The sequence below is a fragment of the Actinacidiphila polyblastidii genome, assembly GCF_036353415.1.
Taxonomy (GTDB): Bacteria; Actinomycetota; Actinomycetes; order Streptomycetales; family Streptomycetaceae; genus Actinacidiphila; species Actinacidiphila polyblastidii.
This window is the reverse complement of the sequence record NZ_JAZEWV010000016.1, coordinates 31673-49279: the sequence shown is the minus strand read 5'-3', so window position 1 is coordinate 49279 and position 17607 is coordinate 31673. Positions and strand designations below refer to the sequence as shown.

At 72.5% G+C, this 17607-nt stretch carries 17 protein-coding genes; 11 read left to right on the top strand and 6 right to left on the bottom strand.

The window, feature by feature from the left end; genetic code table 11:
• Positions 1-8 precede the first annotated feature (8 nt).
• Positions 9-554 carry a carboxymuconolactone decarboxylase family protein gene (locus V2S66_RS20095; protein WP_330797270.1) on the top strand — a complete coding sequence of 182 codons (546 nt, stop codon included), beginning with the start codon at positions 9-11 and terminating at the stop codon, positions 552-554.
• A 57-nt stretch (positions 555-611) separates the two neighbouring features.
• On the opposite strand, the gene V2S66_RS20090 is transcribed toward V2S66_RS20095, so the two are convergent.
• The gene (locus V2S66_RS20090) at positions 612-2144 is read right to left on the bottom strand and encodes a peptide MFS transporter (RefSeq protein ID WP_330797269.1); all 1533 of its coding nucleotides are present in this window, start codon (positions 2142-2144) and stop codon (positions 612-614) included.
• Positions 2145-2329: 185 nt separating this feature from the next.
• On the opposite strand from V2S66_RS20090, the gene V2S66_RS20085 reads away from it, so the two are divergent.
• Both V2S66_RS20085 and V2S66_RS20080 read left to right on the top strand, forming a co-directional pair.
• Complete coding sequence (locus V2S66_RS20085) at positions 2330-3004, top strand: response regulator transcription factor (RefSeq protein ID WP_330797268.1); 675 nt, start codon at positions 2330-2332, stop codon at positions 3002-3004.
• Between the two features lie 12 nt (positions 3005-3016).
• Positions 3017-4285, top strand: coding sequence for an ATP-binding protein (locus tag V2S66_RS20080; protein WP_330797267.1), 1269 nt, complete (start codon positions 3017-3019; stop codon positions 4283-4285).
• A 78-nt stretch (positions 4286-4363) separates the two neighbouring features.
• Here V2S66_RS20080 and V2S66_RS20075 read toward each other — a convergent pair whose 3' ends face one another.
• Positions 4364-4891, bottom strand: a complete 528-nt coding sequence (locus V2S66_RS20075) for a GtrA family protein (RefSeq protein ID WP_330797266.1) — start codon at positions 4889-4891, stop codon at positions 4364-4366.
• A 182-nt stretch (positions 4892-5073) separates the two neighbouring features.
• Here V2S66_RS20075 and V2S66_RS20070 point away from each other — a divergent pair, with 182 nt between their 5' ends.
• The 4 genes from V2S66_RS20070 (at position 5074) to V2S66_RS20055 (ending at position 9041) form a co-directional block, all read left to right on the top strand.
• Positions 5074-6213 carry a 5-(carboxyamino)imidazole ribonucleotide synthase gene (locus tag V2S66_RS20070; protein WP_330797265.1) on the top strand — a complete coding sequence of 380 codons (1140 nt, stop codon included), beginning with the start codon at positions 5074-5076 and terminating at the stop codon, positions 6211-6213.
• Positions 6206-6760 carry a 5-(carboxyamino)imidazole ribonucleotide mutase gene (gene purE / locus V2S66_RS20065; RefSeq protein WP_330797264.1) on the top strand — a complete coding sequence of 185 codons (555 nt, stop codon included), beginning with the start codon at positions 6206-6208 and terminating at the stop codon, positions 6758-6760. The genes V2S66_RS20070 and purE overlap by 8 nt, the downstream gene beginning before the upstream one ends.
• An 81-nt stretch (positions 6761-6841) precedes the next feature.
• Complete coding sequence (locus tag V2S66_RS20060; RefSeq protein ID WP_330797263.1) at positions 6842-8026, top strand: dipeptidase; 1185 nt, start codon at positions 6842-6844, stop codon at positions 8024-8026.
• A 313-nt stretch (positions 8027-8339) separates the two neighbouring features.
• Positions 8340-9041 carry a hypothetical protein gene (locus V2S66_RS20055; protein WP_330797262.1) on the top strand — a complete coding sequence of 234 codons (702 nt, stop codon included), beginning with the start codon at positions 8340-8342 and terminating at the stop codon, positions 9039-9041.
• A gap of 50 nt (positions 9042-9091) precedes the next feature.
• Here V2S66_RS20055 and V2S66_RS20050 read toward each other — a convergent pair whose 3' ends face one another.
• The 3 genes from V2S66_RS20050 to V2S66_RS20040 form a co-directional block, all read right to left on the bottom strand.
• Positions 9092-10114 carry a lysylphosphatidylglycerol synthase domain-containing protein gene (locus V2S66_RS20050; protein ID WP_330797261.1) on the bottom strand — a complete coding sequence of 341 codons (1023 nt, stop codon included), beginning with the start codon at positions 10112-10114 and terminating at the stop codon, positions 9092-9094.
• A gap of 197 nt (positions 10115-10311) precedes the next feature.
• The gene (locus V2S66_RS20045; RefSeq protein ID WP_330797260.1) at positions 10312-11487 is read right to left on the bottom strand and encodes an acyl-CoA dehydrogenase family protein; all 1176 of its coding nucleotides are present in this window, start codon (positions 11485-11487) and stop codon (positions 10312-10314) included.
• Positions 11488-11570: 83 nt separating this feature from the next.
• Entirely contained in the window at positions 11571-12722 is a 1152-nt protein-coding gene (locus tag V2S66_RS20040; RefSeq protein ID WP_330797259.1) for an LCP family protein, read from the bottom strand.
• Between the two features lie 143 nt (positions 12723-12865).
• On the opposite strand from V2S66_RS20040, the gene V2S66_RS20035 reads away from it, so the two are divergent.
• The 4 genes from V2S66_RS20035 to V2S66_RS20020 all read left to right on the top strand — a co-directional run bounded on the left by V2S66_RS20035 (position 12866) and on the right by V2S66_RS20020 (position 16188).
• Positions 12866-14206 (top strand): UDP-glucose dehydrogenase family protein, encoded by a 1341-nt coding sequence (locus V2S66_RS20035; RefSeq protein WP_330797258.1) that lies wholly within the window; start codon positions 12866-12868, stop codon positions 14204-14206.
• 89 nt (positions 14207-14295) lie between these two features.
• A complete protein-coding gene (locus V2S66_RS20030; RefSeq protein WP_330797257.1) occupies positions 14296-14667 on the top strand; it encodes a VOC family protein in 372 nt (123 codons plus the stop codon).
• Positions 14668-14882: 215 nt separating this feature from the next.
• Positions 14883-15569: an LAETG motif-containing sortase-dependent surface protein gene (locus V2S66_RS20025; RefSeq protein WP_330797256.1), complete on the top strand. Its 687-nt coding sequence runs from the start codon at positions 14883-14885 to the stop codon at positions 15567-15569.
• A gap of 196 nt (positions 15570-15765) precedes the next feature.
• Positions 15766-16188, top strand: a complete 423-nt coding sequence (locus V2S66_RS20020; protein WP_330797255.1) for a hypothetical protein — start codon at positions 15766-15768, stop codon at positions 16186-16188.
• A 114-nt stretch (positions 16189-16302) separates the two neighbouring features.
• On the opposite strand, the gene V2S66_RS20015 is transcribed toward V2S66_RS20020, so the two are convergent.
• Positions 16303-17496 (bottom strand): LCP family protein, encoded by a 1194-nt coding sequence (locus tag V2S66_RS20015; RefSeq protein WP_330797254.1) that lies wholly within the window; start codon positions 17494-17496, stop codon positions 16303-16305.
• Positions 17497-17607: the final 111 nt, after the last annotated feature.

Genomic DNA, 17607 nt, shown 5'->3' with positions numbered 1-17607 from the left:
TGATCCGCATGAGCGCAGCCGAGAGCACCAGCACCCGCACCACCGCCCCTGAGGTCCCCGACGCGGCCGCCGACGGCCCCGAGGCCCGCGCGGCCCGGAACACCCGGGTCGTCCCCGCCGTCCGCCTCGCCGTCGACGAACTCGCCCCGCACATCAACCGGGCGATGAACGCCCTGGACGCGGCCTCCCGCCAGGTCGGCCTGGAGGGCTCCCTGCTGGAGCTGGTACGGGCCCGCGCCTCGCAGCTCAACGGCTGCGCCTACTGCGTCGACACCCACGCGAGGGACGCCCGGGACGCGGGCGAGAGCGAGCGGCGGCTGTACGCGCTGCCGGTGTGGCGCGAGACGCCGTTCTTCACCGCGCGCGAGCGCGCCGCCCTGGAGCTGACCGAGGCGGCGACCCGGCTCGCGGGCCACCCGGTCGGCGACGACGTCTTCGACCGCGCCGCCGCGCAGTTCGACCCGACCGAACTGGCCGAGCTGATCTGGACGATCACCGTGATCAACGCCTGGAACCGGCTGGGCGCCACCGCCCGCCCCTGGCCGCTGGACTGAGCCGGTGGCCCGCGGGCGGGCGGCGGGGGGACGCGGGGGCTCGCGCCCCCGCGCGCCTCAGCGCACCGCGCCCATCAGCGCGATGACCCGCCTGCGGTACATCCACACCGCGTAGCCGGCGATGCAGGCGAGCGTGGCCTCCAGGGCCACCACCCCGGTGCCGTTGAGGTCTACGCCGGCCAGCGACAGCAGACTGGTGGTGCAGTCGCCCGCGGTGACCGCGAGGAACCACACGCCCATCATCTGGCTGCCGTACTTCGCCGGCGCCATCTTGGTGGTGACGGACAGGCCGACCGGCGACAGGCACAGCTCGCCGACCGTCTGGATCAGGTAGACGCCGACCAGCCAGAGCGGACTGACCTTGCCGCCGCCGCTGGACAGCGCCATCGGCACCACGAAGACGAAGAAGGACGCGCCGATCAGGACCAGGCCCATGGCGAACTTCACCGTGGTGCTCGGCTCCTGGCCGCGCCGTGCCAGCCACATCCAGCCCCAGGCCATGACCGGCGCCAGCGCCATGATCCACAGCGGGTTCACCGACTGGTACCAGGACGAGGGGAAGCCGATGCCGAAGAGCTGCCCCGACGCCTTGGTGTCGCCGAAGACGGCCATCGTCGAGCCGCCCTGGTCGTAGATCATCCAGAACACGGCCGCGGCCACGAAGAACCAGATGTAGCCGGTCATCTTCGACTGGTCGGCGGCGGGCAGTTCGCGGTCGCGCTTGATCCGCACCAGCACGCCGACCGGGATGACCAGGCCGATCACGGTGATCGGCACCAGCGCCCAGTTCAGCGTGTAGGCGCCGCTGAGCACCACCACGGCGTAGAAGCCGGCGGCGGCGATCAGCCAGTACAGGCCCTTGCGGAGCACCGCCTGCCGCTCCGCGCGGGTCAGCGGCTCGGGGACGACGCTGCTGCGCGGGTCCAGGTGCCGGGTGCCGAAGAGGAACTGCACCAGGCCCAGCGCCATGCCGGCCGCGGCCAGCGCGAAGCCCAGGTGCCAGCTGTAGTTCTGGCCGACGGTGCCGATCACCAGCGGCGCGGCGAAGGCGCCGATGTTGATGCCCATGTAGAAGACGGTGAAGCCGCCGTCCCTGCGCGGGTCGTCGGGGCCGTCGTAGAGGTGGCCGACCATCGTGGAGATGTTCGCCTTGAGCAGCCCGGAGCCGATCGCGACGAGCGCCAGGCCGGCGAAGAACGCGCCCTCGCCGGGCAGCGCCAGCGTCAGGTGGCCGGCCATGATGACCACGGCGGCGACCGCCACGGTCCTGCGCGGCCCCCAGACGCGGTCGCCGAACCAGCCGCCGGGCATGGCGAGCAGATAGACCATCGCCATGTAGATGGAGTAGATCGCGGTGGCGGTGGCCGCGTTCATCGCCAGGCCGCCGCCCTGCGAGCCCTTGCCGGCGGCGGGGCCGCCGGCGATCAGGTAGAGGGGCAGCAGGGCGCGCATGCCGTAGAAGCTGAAACGCTCCCACATCTCGGTCATGAAAAGGGTGGCCAGACCGCGGGGGTGGCCGAAGAAGGTCCCGCCGGAGGCGCGGCCGCTCTGCCGCGCGTCGGCGTGCTTCGTCGTCAGGCTGGTCGCCATGGAAGGAGTCCTCGTGGGGGAAGGCTCGGACCGGAGCGGTTCGTATGGTCCGAGACGGGCGTTTGAACACCTTATGACAGCAACGCATGTGGTATAGACCCATGTGCGATCCAGCTCACACCCCCGGTGGGCCCCTGCGGCCACCTCCGGGTCGCGGCTGCCCCGTGCGGACTACCATCAAGCCCATGACCCGCGTACTTCTCGCCGAGGACGACGCATCCATCTCGGAACCGCTCGCGCGCGCCCTGCGCCGCGAGGGGTACGAGGTCGAGGTGCGCGAGGACGGACCGACCGCTCTGGAGACCGCCCTGCTGGGCGCCGTCGACCTGGTGGTGCTCGACCTGGGCCTGCCCGGCATGGACGGTCTGGACGTCTGCCGGCGGATCCGCACCGAAGGCCACTCCTTCCCGGTCCTGGTGCTCACCGCCCGCGCCGACGAGGTCGACACCGTGGTCGGCCTCGACGCCGGCGCGGACGACTACGTCACCAAGCCGTTCCGCCTCGCCGAACTGCTCGCCCGGGTACGGGCGCTGCTGCGCCGCGGCACCACCGAGGCCGCCCAGCCCTCCACCCACGGCGTGCGGATCGACGTCGAGTCGCACCGCGCCTGGATGGGCGACGACGAACTCCAGCTCACCGCCAAGGAGTTCGACCTGCTGCGGGTGCTGGTACGGGACGCCGGACGGGTCGTCACCCGCGAGCAGCTGATGCGCGAGGTCTGGGACACCACCTGGTGGTCCTCCACCAAGACCCTCGACATGCACATCTCCTGGCTGCGCAAGAAGCTCGGCGACGACGCGGCCAACCCCCGCTACATCTCCACCGTGCGCGGAGTGGGCTTCCGCTTCGAGAAGAACTGACCCGACGCCTCCATGCGCCGCCGTCTGATCTCCTCCACGCTCGCCGTGGTGCTGGTCGTCATCGGCGTCTTCGGGCTGTCCCTGGTCATCGTGGAGTCCCGGACCATCAGGAGCAGCGCCCAGGACGGCGTGGACTCCGAGGCGGTCCGGCTCACCGGCATCGTCGAGAACCGCATCCTGGCCGGCGAGTCCGTCGACGCCCGCGGCCTGGACCGGCAGATCGCCGACGACCGGTACGCGGTGGTGCGGGTGCCGGGCCACCCCCAGGTGCACCTCGGCAAGCGGCCGTCGGGCAGGGTCATCGCCTCCACCCAGCACGGCGACCACGGCGAGTCGGTGACGGTCGAGGAGTCCCGCTCCACGGTCAGCCAGGAGGTCGGCCGCACCCTGCTGGTGATCCTCGCGGTGGCGCTGCTCGCGGTGCTCGCCGCGGTCGCCCTCGCCGTTCTGCAGGCCCGCCGGCTGGCCGACCCGCTCACCGACCTCGCCGAGACCGCGGAGCGCCTCGGCTCCGGCGACCCGCGGCCGCGCCACCGCCGCTACGGCGTGCCCGAGCTGGACCGGATCGCCGACGTGCTGGACGCCAGCGCGGAGCGGATCGGCCGGATGCTCACCGCGGAGCGCCGGCTGGCCGCGGACGCCTCGCACCAGCTGCGGACGCCGCTGACCGCGCTGTCGATGCGGCTGGAGGAGATCGTCGCGACCGCGCAGGACGAGGACGCGGTCAAGGAGGAGGCGACCATCGCGCTCGGCCAGGTGGAGCGGCTCACCGACGTCGTGCAGCGGCTGCTGACCAACTCGCGCGACCCGCGCTCGGGCTCCGCGGTCGACTTCGACCTCGACGAGGTGATCAGGCAGCAGGTCGAGGAGTGGCGGCCGGCCTACCAGGGCGAGCGCCGCTCGATGGTGCTGTCCGGGGCGCGCGGGCTGCGCGCGGTGGGCACGCCGGGCGCGGTCGCGCAGGTGCTCGCCACCCTGATCGAGAACTCGCTCATGCACGGCGCGGGCACGGTCACCCTGCACACCCGGGTCACCGGCAACCAGGCGGTCGTCGAGGTCACCGACGACGGGCCGGGCGTCCCGCCGGACCTGGGCCCGCGGGTCTTCGAGCGCACGGTCAGCGGCCGCAACTCCACCGGGCTCGGCCTCGCGGTCGCCCGCGACCTCGCCGAGGCGGACGGCGGGCGGCTGGAGCTGCTGCAGCAACGGCCGCCGGTGTTCGCGCTGTTCCTGGCCCAGGAGATCGCGCCGCAACCGCCGCGCGAGAACGTCATCGCCTGAGCGCCGCCCGACGCGGTCGCGGTCCCGGCCCCGGCACCGGCGGCCCGGCGTCAGCGGCGCGGCATCAGCAGCCCGGCGTCAGCGGCCCGCGCGCTTGACGCCGGCCCTGGCGCGCTGCCGCTGCGGCTTGGCCTGCGCGAGGATCGCCTCGGCCTGCTCGACGGCCTCGCGGGCCGGCAGCGCGCGGAAGACCCAGGTCCGGTAGGACCAGAAGCGGAAGAGCGTCGCCACCCCGATGCCGACGAACTTGAACACGTTCGCCTGCAGCTGGCTGTCCCAGCCGAAGCCGTACGTCGCGAGGTAGAGCACGCCGTTCTCGATGACCAGGCCGATCGCGCTGAAGAGCAGGAACAGGCTCAGTTCCTTGGTCCGCCCGGCCTTGTCGCGGTCACGATAGGTGAAGTACCGGAAGCCCACGTAGTTGAAGACGATGGAGACGAGCGTGGCCAGGATCGAGGCGCGTACCGTCTGGAGTCCCGAGTTGTGCCGCACCAGGTTGAAGACGCCGATGTTCACCAGGACGCCTGCGCCGCCGACCACGCCGAACCTGGCGATCTCGCGATACATCAGGGCCAGCTTCGGACGCAGTCCGCGCGGTCCGCTCATATGTCGCTCGGCCTTGTCTGTGGGGAGTCGGGGGGTGCCGCCGTGATGCGCCAAGGCTGGCAGAGGGCCGGTGGGGCCCGGAGAAGGAGCACTTCTCGCCCCTCATGCTAACCGCCTAGTGCGAAAATACGGCGATCGCAGGGCGGTCTTCGTGTGCTTGTACGGCGGATACCCTGGTCAACGTGACATATCCCGTAGTCGGCATGGTCGGCGGAGGCCAGCTCGCCCGTATGACCCACGAGGCGGGCATCCCGCTCGGCATCCGTTTCAAGATCCTCAGCGACACCCCGCAGGACTCCGCAGCCCAGGTCGTCGCCGACGTCACCGTCGGTGACTACCGCGACCTGGAGACGCTGCGCGCCTTCGCCGCGGGGTGCGACGTCCTGACCTTCGACCACGAGCACGTCCCGACCGGGCACCTGCGCGCCCTGGAGGCCGACGGCGTCGTGGTCCGCCCCGGCTCCGAGGCCCTGGTGCACGCCCAGGACAAGGGCGTCATGCGGACCCGGCTGGCCGAGATCGGCGTGGCCTGCCCGCGCAACCGGATCGTGGCCGACCCGGCCGACGCGGCGGCCTTCGCCGCGTCGGTGGGCGGCTTCCCCATCGTGCTGAAGACCGTGCGCGGCGGCTACGACGGCAAGGGCGTCTGGATCGTCCGCTCGCCGCAGGACGCCGAAGAGCCCTTCAGGGCGGGCGTCCCGGTGCTCGCCGAGGAGAAGGTCGACTTCGTGCGGGAGCTGGCCGCGAACGTCGTGCGCTCGCCGCACGGCCAGGCGGTGGCCTACCCGGTCGTGGAGTCCGTGCAGGTGGACGGCGTGTGCGACACGGTGATCGCGCCCGCGCCCGACCTGCCGGACGAGCTGTCCGCGCAGGCCCAGCAGCTCGCGCTGACCGTCGCCCGCGAGCTGGGCGTGATCGGCCACCTCGCGGTGGAGCTGTTCCAGACCGCCGACGGCCGGGTGCTGGTCAACGAGCTGGCGATGCGCCCGCACAACAGCGGCCACTGGACCATGGACGGCAGCGTCACCTCGCAGTTCGCCAACCATCTGCGGGCCGTCCTCGACCTGCCGCTGGGCGACCCCCGCCCGCGGGCCCGCTGGACCGTGATGGCCAACGTGCTCGGCGGCGACTACCCCGACATGTACGCGGCCTACCTGCACTGCATGGCCCGCGACCCCGCGGTGAAGATCCACATGTACGGCAAGGACGTGAAGCCCGGCCGCAAGGTCGGCCACGTCAACACCTACGGCGACGACCTGGCGGAGGTGCGCGAGCGCGCCCGCCACGCGGCCGGCTACCTGCGAGGAACCATCGATGAGTGAGACGCCGCAGTCCGCGGGGGCGGCGCCGGCCGCGCTGGTCGGCATCGCGATGGGCTCGGACTCCGACTGGCCGGTCATGGAGGCCGCCGCCCGGGCGCTGGACGAGTTCGCCGTGCCGTACGAGGTCGAGGTGCTGTCCGCGCACCGCATGGTGCACGAGATGGTGGCGTACGGCGAGCAGGCCGCCGACCGCGGGATCAAGGCGGTGATCGCCGGCGCCGGCGGCGCCGCGCACCTGCCGGGCATGCTCGCGTCGGTCACCCCGCTGCCGGTCATCGGCGTGCCGGTGCCGCTGAAGTACCTCGACGGCATGGACTCGCTGCTGTCGATCGTGCAGATGCCGGCCGGCGTGCCGGTCGCGACCGTCTCGATCGGCGGCGCCCGCAACGCCGGGCTGCTCGCGGTCCGCGTGCTGGCCGCGTACGACCCCGAACTGCGCGCGCGGATGGAGGAGTTCCAGTCCTCGCTGACCGAGCAGGCGCAGGAGAAGGGCCGCCGGCTGCGGGCGAAGGTGTCGGGAGCGGCGGGCTTCGGCTTCGCCAAGTAGCACCCGGGCGGGTCCGTCGGGTCCGGCGTGCCCGACCCGCCGGGCCGGGGGCCGCCGTGGCAGCCGCCTAGGCTGGCGGTCATGGATCTCCTCGCCCGCGCCCGTGACCTGCTCGCCGTCCACCCCGTGGTGGACGGGCACAACGACCTGCCGTCGCAGTTCCGCCACCAGGTGGCGTACGACCTCGACCGCCTGGACATCGCAACGGACCAGAGCGCGCGCACCCACACCGACATCCCGCGGCTGCGGGCGGGCGGCGTCGGGGCGCAGTTCTGGTCGGTGTACGTGTCGGTGGAGCTGAAGGGCGCCGACGCGGTCACCGCGACGCTGGAGCAGATCGACGTGGTCCGCCGGATGACCGCGCGCTACGCCGGGGACCTGCGCCTCGCGCTGACCGCGGCGGACATGGAGGCGGCCCGCGCCGAGGGCCGGATCGCGTCGCTGCTCGGCGCGGAAGGCGGCCACTGCCTCGACGGCTCGCTCGGCGTGCTGCGCTCGCTGTACGACCTGGGCGTGCGGTACATGACGCTCACCCACAACGACAACACCCCCTGGGCGGGCTCGGCGACCGACGAGCCGCTGCCCGGCGGCCTCACCGCCTTCGGCGAGGAGGTGGTGCGGGAGATGAACCGGCTCGGCATGCTGGTCGACCTCAGCCACGTCTCGGCCGACACCATGCGGGCGGCGCTGCGCGTCGCGCAGGCCCCGGTGCTCTTCTCGCACTCCTCGGCCCGCGCGGTCTGCGACCACGTCCGCAACGTGCCCGACGACGTGCTCGCCGCGCTGCCGGCCAACGGCGGCGTGGCGATGGCCACCTTCGTGCCGAAGTTCATCCTGCCCGCCGCCATCGAGTGGACCCGGCAGGCCGACGCGAACATGCGCGCGCACGGCTTCCACGCGCTGGACACCACCCCGGAGGGGATGGCCGTGCAGCGGGCGTTCGAGGCGGACCACCCGCGGCCGCTCGCCACCGCCGCGACCGTCGCCGACCACCTCGACCACATGCGCGAGGTGGCGGGGGTCGACCACATCGGCATCGGCGGCGACTACGACGGCACCGCCTTCACCCCGCAGGGCCTGGAGGACGTCGGAAGCTACCCCCACCTGATCGCCGAACTGCTGCGCCGCGGCTGGTCGGACGCCGACCTGGCCAAGCTCACCTGGACCAACGCGGTACGGGTGCTGCGCGACGCCGAGGTGGCGGGCGCCCGGCTGCGCGCCGAGCGCGGGCCGTCGACGGCGACGATCTCCCAGCTCGACGGCTGACACGCGCACGGCCCGCCGAATCCCCGATCTTCTTTCGCGGCCGCGCATATACGCGGCCGCCGGGGAAATCGGGGCGGGTGGGGCGTGAATTCCGGGAGAGGGAATTGGTGGCCATCTCACCGTAAAGGTGAGGCAAAGTTTCCAACGACCGTGTCATGGGGTTTGTCCAGCTGCGGTGAGATGCAGTTCCGCATCCGTCCACGCGTGGTGTCCGTGCAGGTGAGCAGGGGGTTCGGACGGTCCTTCCGCGGGGAGGGAAAGGGCTTTCGGCCGCCGCGCGTGGACGTTTCCCAGAAGGTGGGGGGACGTCACCATGAGCAGTGGGAGCACCCAGCAGCCGGCTCCGCCGGATCATCCGCCGGGAGAGGGGCCGGGCGCCACCGAAAACCGCAAGCGGGGCAATGTTGTCGCCACGCTCGGAACGATCAAAGACCTGCTGACCAATGTGGTCGGCATCGTGACCGTGATCGTCTCCGCCGCCGCCCTCTTCGGCGGTGGTGCGGCGGTCGGGCACAGCACCGCCTCCTCGGACCCCGGCCCGGCCACGACGGTGTACCGGACGGTGCCGCCCACCGCGACGCCGACACCGACCGCCATCGTCGAACCGACCACCACGCCGCCGGTGCAGCCGACCACGCCGGCCGCCGTCGGCGGGACCGAACTCAACTCCTACACCGTCCAGATCGGCTTCGGCCACTCCATCCCGCTCGGCGCGACCAAGCCGCGCCAGAGCGACTTCAGCACCACAGGGCTCGGCGACCTCGGCACCGCCGCCCCGGCCGACCACCTGGTCTTCGTGCCGATCAACGGCGACAGGATGGTCAGCCTCGACGACGGCGCCACCCCCTCCTACGCCGGCTGCGCGGCCGACACCGTCTTCGCCACCCAGGCCGACAGCAAGCCCGGCACCGCCTTCTGCCTGATCGAGTCCGGCATGATGGCCGGCGTCAAGATCACCTCCGCGCATCCCGCGTACGTCGTGCTGAGCGTGACCGTCTGGTCCTACTCCGGCTGATCCGCGCCCTGGGCCGGCGGCCGGGGCACGGCCGCCGGCCCGGGGGACGCCTACAGGACCCTGCGGCGGATCAGCGCGGCCAGCGCCAGCGCGGCGGGGACCAGCGGGAGCCACACGGTGACGACGCGGAAGCCCAGGACCGCGGAGGCCGCGGTCGCGGTGGGGGAGCCCGCCGCGACCAGCGCGACGGTGAGGGCGGCGTCCACCGCGCCGATGCCGCCGGGCGTCGGGACGACCGCGGCCAGGCAGGTCGCGGCGAGGTAGGCCAGCGCCACATGGGCGGCCGGCACCGGCATCCGCAGGGCCGTCGCCACCGCGGCCATCGCGGCCGCCTGCAGCACCGGGAAGGCGACCGAGCCGTCCCACAGCGCCAGCGCCCTGGAGGGCCGGCCGTGCAGGGCGCGCGCGTCGGCCAGCGCGGCGAGCGCGAAGCCGCGGGCGGCGCGGCGCAGCGGCCGGATCGCGGCCAGCGCCGCGACCAGCAGGGCCAGCGCGGCCACGGCCGCCGCGGCGACCGCCAGCAGGGCGCCGCCGTGCGGTAGCGGGCCGCCGGTGCGCAGGGCGTGCGGGAAGGCGAGGAGGAGCACCAGCAGCAGGCCGACCCGGCCGACGGACTCGGCGAGCGAGTACAGCGCGAGCGCCGCGGAGGAGCGCGCCAGCGGCACCCCGCGCGCCCGCAGGAACCTGAGGTTGACCGCGCTCGCGCCGAGCCCCGCGGGGGCGAGCTGGCCGGCCGCCGTCGCGGCGAACTGCGTGATGAGCAACCGCACGGGCGGCAGCCGTTCGAGGACGCTGCCCTGGCGCGCGCAGGCGTTGGCGACCCAGCCGAGGCCGGTGGCGGCGAGCGCCGCCAGCAGCCAGCCGCGGTCGGCGGCGAGCAGGTCCCGGCCGCCTGCGGCGACCAGCGACCGGTGCCGGCACACCCATGCCGCGACCAGAGCGGCCGGCAGCAGCCCGACGAGGGTGCGCGGCGACGGACCCCTGCGCGGGCGTGGCGCGGCCGCGGCCGCGCCGTCCGGCTCCGCCGCCTCCGGCTCGCCCGTCCCCGGGCCCGCCGTGTCCGCCCCCGCCATGCCGCCCACCGCTCCCCGTCCCCGCTTCCGGTCCGCCGGGCCCTACGGGCCGTCCGCCGCGGGCCCCGTACGGGCAGCCTCCTCCGGACGGACGACGTACCGGCGTACCGCGGACGGGGAACAGCGGTCGCCGCGGTGGCCGTGCGGTGCACGGACACCGCGGCGGACCGGGGCGAGCGGGAGCGCCGGGGGTGCGACTACGAGGGCAGGTTGCGCGCCATGACGATGCGCTGGACCTGGTTGGTGCCCTCGTAGATCTGGGTGATCTTGGCGTCGCGCATCATGCGCTCGACCGGGTAGTCGCGGGTGTAGCCGTAGCCGCCGAGGAGCTGGACGGCGTCGGTGGTGATCTCCATCGCGACGTCGGAGGCGTAGCACTTGGCGGCGGCGCCGAAGAAGGTCAGGTCCTCCTCCTTGCCCCCGCCGGAGATGCGCTCGGACTTGGCGGCGGCGGCGTAGGTCAGCTGCCGGGCGGCCTCCAGCTTCATCGCCATGTCGGCGAGCATGAACTGGACGCCCTGGAACTCCGCGACGGCCTTGCCGAACTGCTTGCGCTCCTGCACGTACCCCTTGGCGTAGTCCAGCGCGCCCTGCGCGATGCCGATCGCCTGCGCGGCGATGGTGACGCGGGTGTGGTCCAGGGTCTTCATCGCGGTGGCGAAGCCGGTGCCCTCCTCGCCGATGATCCGGTCGGCGGGGATGCGGACGTTGTCGAAGTAGACCTCGCGGGTCGGCGAGCCCTTGATGCCCAGCTTCTTCTCCGGCGCGCCGAAGGACAGGCCCTCGTCGTCCTTCTCCACCACGAAGGCCGAGATGCCCTTGGAGCGCTTGTCCGGGTCGGTGACCGCCATGACGGTGTAGAAGTCCGAGACGCCGGCGTTGGTGATCCACCGCTTCACGCCGTTGAGCACCCAGTAGTCGCCGTCGCGCACCGCGCGGGTCTTCATGCCGGCCGCGTCGGAACCCGCGTCGGGCTCCGACAGGCAGTAGGAGAACATGCCCTCGCGGCGGGCCAGCGCGCCGAGGTACCTCGTCTTCAGCTCCTCGGAGCCGGACAGCTGCACGGGCAGCGAGCCGAGCTTGTTGACCGCGGGGATCAGCGAGGAGGAGGCGCACACCCGGGCGACCTCCTCGATCACGATGACCGTGGACAGCGCGTCGGCGCCCGCGCCGTCGTAGCGCTCGGGGACGTGCACGGCGTGCAGGTCGTTGGCCTCCAGCGCCTCGCGGGCCTCCTGCGGGAAGCGGGCCTGCTCGTCCACCTCGGCGGCGAACGGCGCGATCTTGGCCTCGGCGAGCGAGCGGATCGCGTCGCGGAGCATGTCCTGCTCCTCGGAGGTCCGGAAAAGGTCGAAGTCGGAGGATCCGGCCACTGAGTCTCACTCCCCGAGTGCTAACTACCGTTAAGTAACCCTACGATCCTAGGGGTGTGCGCGCCAGGCGTCGTACGTGAGCTTCACGACACCTTGTCGCCGAGGGAGTCCACCGTGTGGGTGCGCACGTAGTCGGCCATCGTGTCGTTGCGCATCGCCTCCCACAGCTCGGAGGCGCCGTTGTCGTCGAGCAGCACCACGGACTGCTTGCGGATCATGTCGAACCCGGCCACCGGCGCGTTCATGAACGTCATGTCGGAGGAGCGCACCCCGCGCATGTTCCACACCAGGCCGCGCAGGTCGGAGTCGGACAGCCGGTCGTCCACGCTGACCACGGACGTCACCTGGTCCAGGGTGTGCTTGAGCGTGAGCGGGTTGGAGAAGGTGCCGCCGGAGAGCATCTTGGACAGCACCGCGCGCAGGAAGTTCTGCTGCCGGTGGGTGCGGTCGAGGTCGCCGCGCGGCAGGCCGTAGCGCTCCCTGACGTAGTCGAGGGCGTCGTCGCCGTCCATGTGGTGGGTGCCCGCGGTCCAGAAGCCGCCGGGGCCGTTGTACCGGGTGACGGTCTTGTCGACGGTGATGTCGACGCCGCCGACCGCGTCGGTCAGCTTCCTGAAGCCGCTCCAGTCGATGACCGCCAGATGGTCGACGGTCACCTTGGTCAGCCGCTGTACGGTGTCGATCAGCAGCGGCGGACCGCCCCAGGAGAACGCGGCGTTGAGCTTGGCCTTGCCGTGGCCGGGGATGTCGACCCAGGAGTCGCGGGGGAGCGAGACCACGTAGGCGCTTTTGTGGTCGGCCGGCAGGTGCACCAGCATCATCGTGTCGCTGCGCTGGGCGCCCGGCCGCCATTCGGGCACCTTGGCGTCCTTGCCGGTGGTCGGCAGGTCGGAGCGCGCGTCGACGCCGACCAGCAGGAAGGTCTGGCTGCCGTCCTTGGACGGCGGCGGCAGCGCGGCCTTCGGCACGTTCGTCGGGAAGGCGTTGGGGATGCGCGCGACCCGGCCGGTGTAGTGCTCGTACGCCCAGTAGCCGGTGCCCGCGACGAGGAGCACGCCGGTGCACAGCAGGATCAGCGCGCCGTACAGCACCCGGCGGGTGCGGCGGCGCCGGCGGGCGCGCCGCGCGGGGTCGTCGGGGGCGCCGCCCGGCACCAGGGCGCCGGGCCGGTCGCCGGCCTCCACCGGGTCGGCCGACTCCGCTGTGCCGTCCGTGCCGTCCGTGCCGTCCGCCACGACCGCTCCCCACCCCGCGCCTCTCGGGACCGCCCGGGCCCACCCCATAGATCTATGCATGCGATCTATGGGGTGCATTGTGGACCCCGGGCCAGGTCACCGCCCAGGGTTTGGCGCAGCCGGTGCGGACTATGCTCTCCGGCATGCCCCTGAAGCTCACCGTCATCGGCACCGGTTACCTCGGAGCCACCCACGCCGCAGCCATGGCAGAACTCGGTTTCGAGGTGCTCGGGCTCGACATCGAGCCGGCCAAGATCGAGATGCTGGCGCAGGGCCGGGTGCCGATGTACGAGCCGGGCCTGGAGGACCTGCTCGCCCGGCACGTCGACGGCATCGAGGGCTCCAGCGGACGGCTGCGCTTCACCACCTCCTGGCAGGAGGTGGCCGAGTTCGGCGACGTGCACTTCGTGTGCGTCAACACCCCGCAGAAGCACGGCGAGTACGCGTGCGACATGAGCTACGTCGAGAGCGCCTTCGCCATGCTCGCGCCGCACCTCACGCGGCCGGCCCTGGTGGTGGGCAAGTCGACGGTCCCGGTGGGCAGCGCCGAGCGCCTCGCGCGCACCCTGCGCGAGCTGGCGCCCGCCGGCGACGGCGCCGAGCTGGCCTGGAACCCCGAGTTCCTGCGCGAGGGCTTCGCCGTCCAGGACACGCTGCACCCGGACCGGATCGTGGTCGGCGTGACCAGCGAGCGCGCCGAGGCGCTGCTGCGCGAGGTGTACGCCGGTCCGGTCGCGGAGGGCACGCCGTTCGTGGTGGCCGACTACCCGACCGCGGAACTGGTCAAGACCGCGGCCAACGCCTTCCTCGCCACGAAGATCTCCTTCATCAACGCGATGGCCGAGGTGAGCGAGGCGGCCGGCGGCGACGTCGCCAAACTGGCCGAGGCGATCGGCTACGACGAGCGGATCGGCGCCAAGTTCCTGCGGGCCGGCATCGGCTTCGGCGGCGGCTGCCTGCCCAAGGACATCCGCGCCTTCATGGCCAGGGCCGGCGAGCTGGGCGCCGACCAGGCGCTGACCTTCCTGCGCGAGGTCGACTCGATCAACATGCGCCGCCGCGGGCACATGGTGGAGCTGGCCCGCGAAGCGGTCGGCGGCGGCTTCCTCGGCCGGCGCATCGCGGTGCTCGGCGCGGCCTTCAAGCCCGACTCCGACGACGTCCGCGACTCCCCCGCGCTCAACGTCGCCGGCCAGATCCAGCTCCAGGGCGGCCAGGTCACCGTCTACGACCCCAAGGGCATGGACAACGCCCGCCGGCTCTTCCCCACCCTCGGCTACGCGCCGACCGCGCTCGACGCGGTCCGCGGCGCCGACGCGGTGCTGCACCTGACCGAATGGCGCGAGTTCCGCGAGCTGGACCCGGCGGCGCTCGGCGACGTGGTCAGGCAGCGCTGCGTGCTGGACGGCCGCAACGCGCTCGACCCCGCGCTGTGGCGCAAGGCCGGCTGGACGTACCGCGCGATGGGCCGCCCCCACGCGTGACGGCGGGGGCCGCCGCGGCCCCGGACCGCACCTCCTTGCGTGACCGCGCCCGGCCCCCGGTGACATCCGACGAGGAAAGGAACCACGCCATGATCGGCAAGCTGTCCGCGGTCGCTCTGGACTGCCCCGACCCCAAGGCGCTCGCCGCCTTCTACGCCGAGGTCGTCGGCGGCACCGTCGAGGTCGAGGCGGAGGAGTGGGTGGAGCTGCGCCACGACGGCGACGGCCCGCACCTCGCCTTCCAGCTCGCCCCCGACCACCGGCCGCCCGTCTGGCGTGACCCGGCACGCCCGCAGCAGCTCCACCTGGACGTGAAGGTGGCGCGGGCCGAGATGGACGCGGCCGAGCAGCGGGTCCTGGAGCTGGGCGCCACGCTGCTGGAGGGCGACCACGACGGCGCGCGGAACTGGCGGGTCTACGCGGACCCGGCCGGACACCCCTTCTGCCTCTGCGCCTGCTGACAGGTTCGTCTCAACTCTGTAATAAACGCCGGTGACTGGTGTGAAGCAGTGACGACTTTGCGCGGGTGAAGAGGTTTAGGGTGCGATTTGCTGCCAATTGACAAGCAGTCACGGCGCCTTATAGAGCTGTGCAGGTCATCTGCAGCGGGACGGGGGGCCGTTCGGTCGCGCGGATGGCGTTCCTCGCTTGAGCTCCCGTCCCGTGAAGGGAAGTCGTGTCCATAAACCGCCGCACCGCCATAGCGGTGCGATCCATCGGAGTCGTCTCCGCCGCTGCCGCGCTCGCGCTCGGCGTCGGCGGCACCGCGTTCGCCTGCAGCATCACCGAGTTCACCGCCAACGTGTCCTGCGAGCCCGGCACCGGCAAGGCCGACATCAAGGTGACGGACTCCGACACCAGTGGCACCTCGGCCGACGTCACCGTCTTCGCCGACGGACAGCAGGTCGGCGAGGGCCGCTTCGACAGCCCCAAGGGCGGCGCCAGCATCGACATCTCGGTGCCGTGGCAGGCCGACACCACCTACCGCGTGCACGTGAAGACCGATTCCGACAAGTACAAGGTGGACAGCGACGTCACCAAGGGCGACCTGAGCACGGCGGGCAAGACCTGCTCCGCGCCCACCACGCCGCCGCCCACCACGCCGCCCACGACGCCGCCGGCCACCACCCCGGCGACGACGCCCGCGACCACCCCGGCGACCAGCCCGAGCAGCACCACCTCGGCGCCGGCCGTCGGCGACACCAACGCGCCGTCCCCCGCGGCCGGCGGCGGCCAGGACCTGGCCGAGACCGGTGGCGGCAGCAACACCGGCATGATCGCGGGCATCGCGGCCGCGCTGGTGGCCGTCGGCGGTGGCGCGGTGTTCGCGCTGCGGCGCCGTTCCGCGACCGCGCGCCACTGAGCCGGCGGCACCGGAGAACCGCCGCTCGCGCGGCACTTGAGCACCAACCGCACCACCGTCGGGTGCCGCGCGCCGAGGGTTCACACCCGGCGCGTACCTGACATGCATCAGGCGGTACGCTGCGACACCCCCGTCGGTCACCGACGGGGGTGTCGCGGTCTCAGCAGACCCGTACCACCGCAACTGGGGGAGCCCCATGGCCATTCGCAAGTCCACGATGCAGGAGCAGGTCGCGCAGGCGATCGCCGAGATCAACCCGGCCGACCGGCCGATCGTCACCTTCCACACCGTGACCGGCCCCAGCCCGTGGCTGATGGACAACCTGGGGCTGCTCGCCCAGGCGTTCGTGAAGTACTACTTCGTCACGGTCACCGAGCAGGCCGTGGTCTTCCACAAGGCCGGCCGGATGACCGCCCGCCCCAAGGAGCTCGTCGTCGCGATACCCCGCCAGGAGGCCGCGGGCCTGGTCAGCGACGTGCGCCGCAAGCCGCTGTGGAGCTCCCTGCGCTTCCAGCTGCCCGGCGAGCCCAAGCCGACCCGGCTGAACGTCAACCGCTACTGGCGCGCCGAGCTGGACCAGTGGGTCCCGGCGGTCACCGGTCAGCCGATCGCGGCCTGACCCCGCGTCACGCGCCGCCCGCCACGGCGGCAAGCGGCCCGGCACCCCGCGGACGGGGTGCCGGGCCGCTCGTGTGCTGTCGCCGTGATGGCGCCACCGGCCGGGTCCTGCCGGTCAGTTGCCGGTGACGGTGACCTTCTGGTCGGCCTTCAGCTCGCCGAAGAGCTTCTTGGCCTTCGTCATGTCCCACTTGACCGCGTCGCCGTCGTTCGCCGTCATGTAGTTGGCGTTGGCTATCGGCACGGTCATCGACGTGCCGGAGCCGCCGGTGACGCCCTTCATCGCCCAGAACATGTGCGTCAGGTCCAGCAGGCTCATCTTCTTGTCGACGATCAGCGTGTCCAGCCCCGACCCGATCACCGGGTAGAGCTTGAACGGGTTGAGCACGGTGGACGGCGAGGCGGCCTGGTGGGCCAGGGTGGACAGGAACTTCTGCTGGTTCCGCATCCGGCCCAGGTCCTGGTCGGCCTCCTGGTGGCGCTGCCGGACGAACGCCAGCGACTGCTGGCCGTTCATCTTCTGGCAGCCCGCGGCGAAGTCCGCGCCGGACGCCTTGTCGTGCAGCGGCTTGTCCAGGCAGATGTCCACCCCGCCGAGCGCGTTGACCAGGTTCACGAAGCCGGCGAAGCCGATCTCCGCGTAGTGGTCGATGTGGATGCCGGTGTTGTACTCGACCGTCCTGGTCAGCAGCTCGGGGCCGCCGTCGGAGTAGGCCCGGTTCAGCTTGTGCGTCGAGGCCGCGTAGCGCTTGCCCGACTGCTGGCCGGTGAACGCCGGGATGGTGACGTAGGAGTCACGCGGCAGGCTCAGCATGGTCGCGCCGTTGCCGCCGGTGTGCAGGATCATCATCGAGTCGGTCCGCTGGCCCGAGGCGGCGCCGGTGTGCAGGTCCTTCTCGTCCTGCTTGGTCAGCCCCTCGCGGCTGTCCGAGCCGACGATGAGGTAGTTCGTGCCCTTCCCGGCGGCCGGCCGGTCCTCGACCTTGCTGAGGTCGACCTCGCGGCGCACCTTGGAGTCGGCCCAGAAGTACGTGGAGACCGACACCGCGAGCAGCACCACGACCAGGCCCAGCGCGGTGTAGCCGATCTTCCTGCGGGCGCTCCAGCGGGGCCGCCGGGGGCCGCTGCCGGCGCCCTGGCCGCCCTGCGGCGGGCCGTAGCCACCGGGGCCGCCGCCCGGCTGGGGGCGGCGGGCGGCCTGCGGCGGAACGCCGCCGGACGTGGCCGCGGCCCTGCGCGGCGACAGTTCTGGCGGCAGCGGCGGCTCGGAGAGCCGGCGCTGCTCGGTGTCATCGCTCCAACCGTTCATGTCCGCAAGTGTGCCCGGCCGTGGCGGGTCACCCGGAATCACAGGCGGTTCTGTAGCAGATCCGATGCATTCGCACCCGGGCCGCAGCCGTTCCGTGACGGACATAGGGTG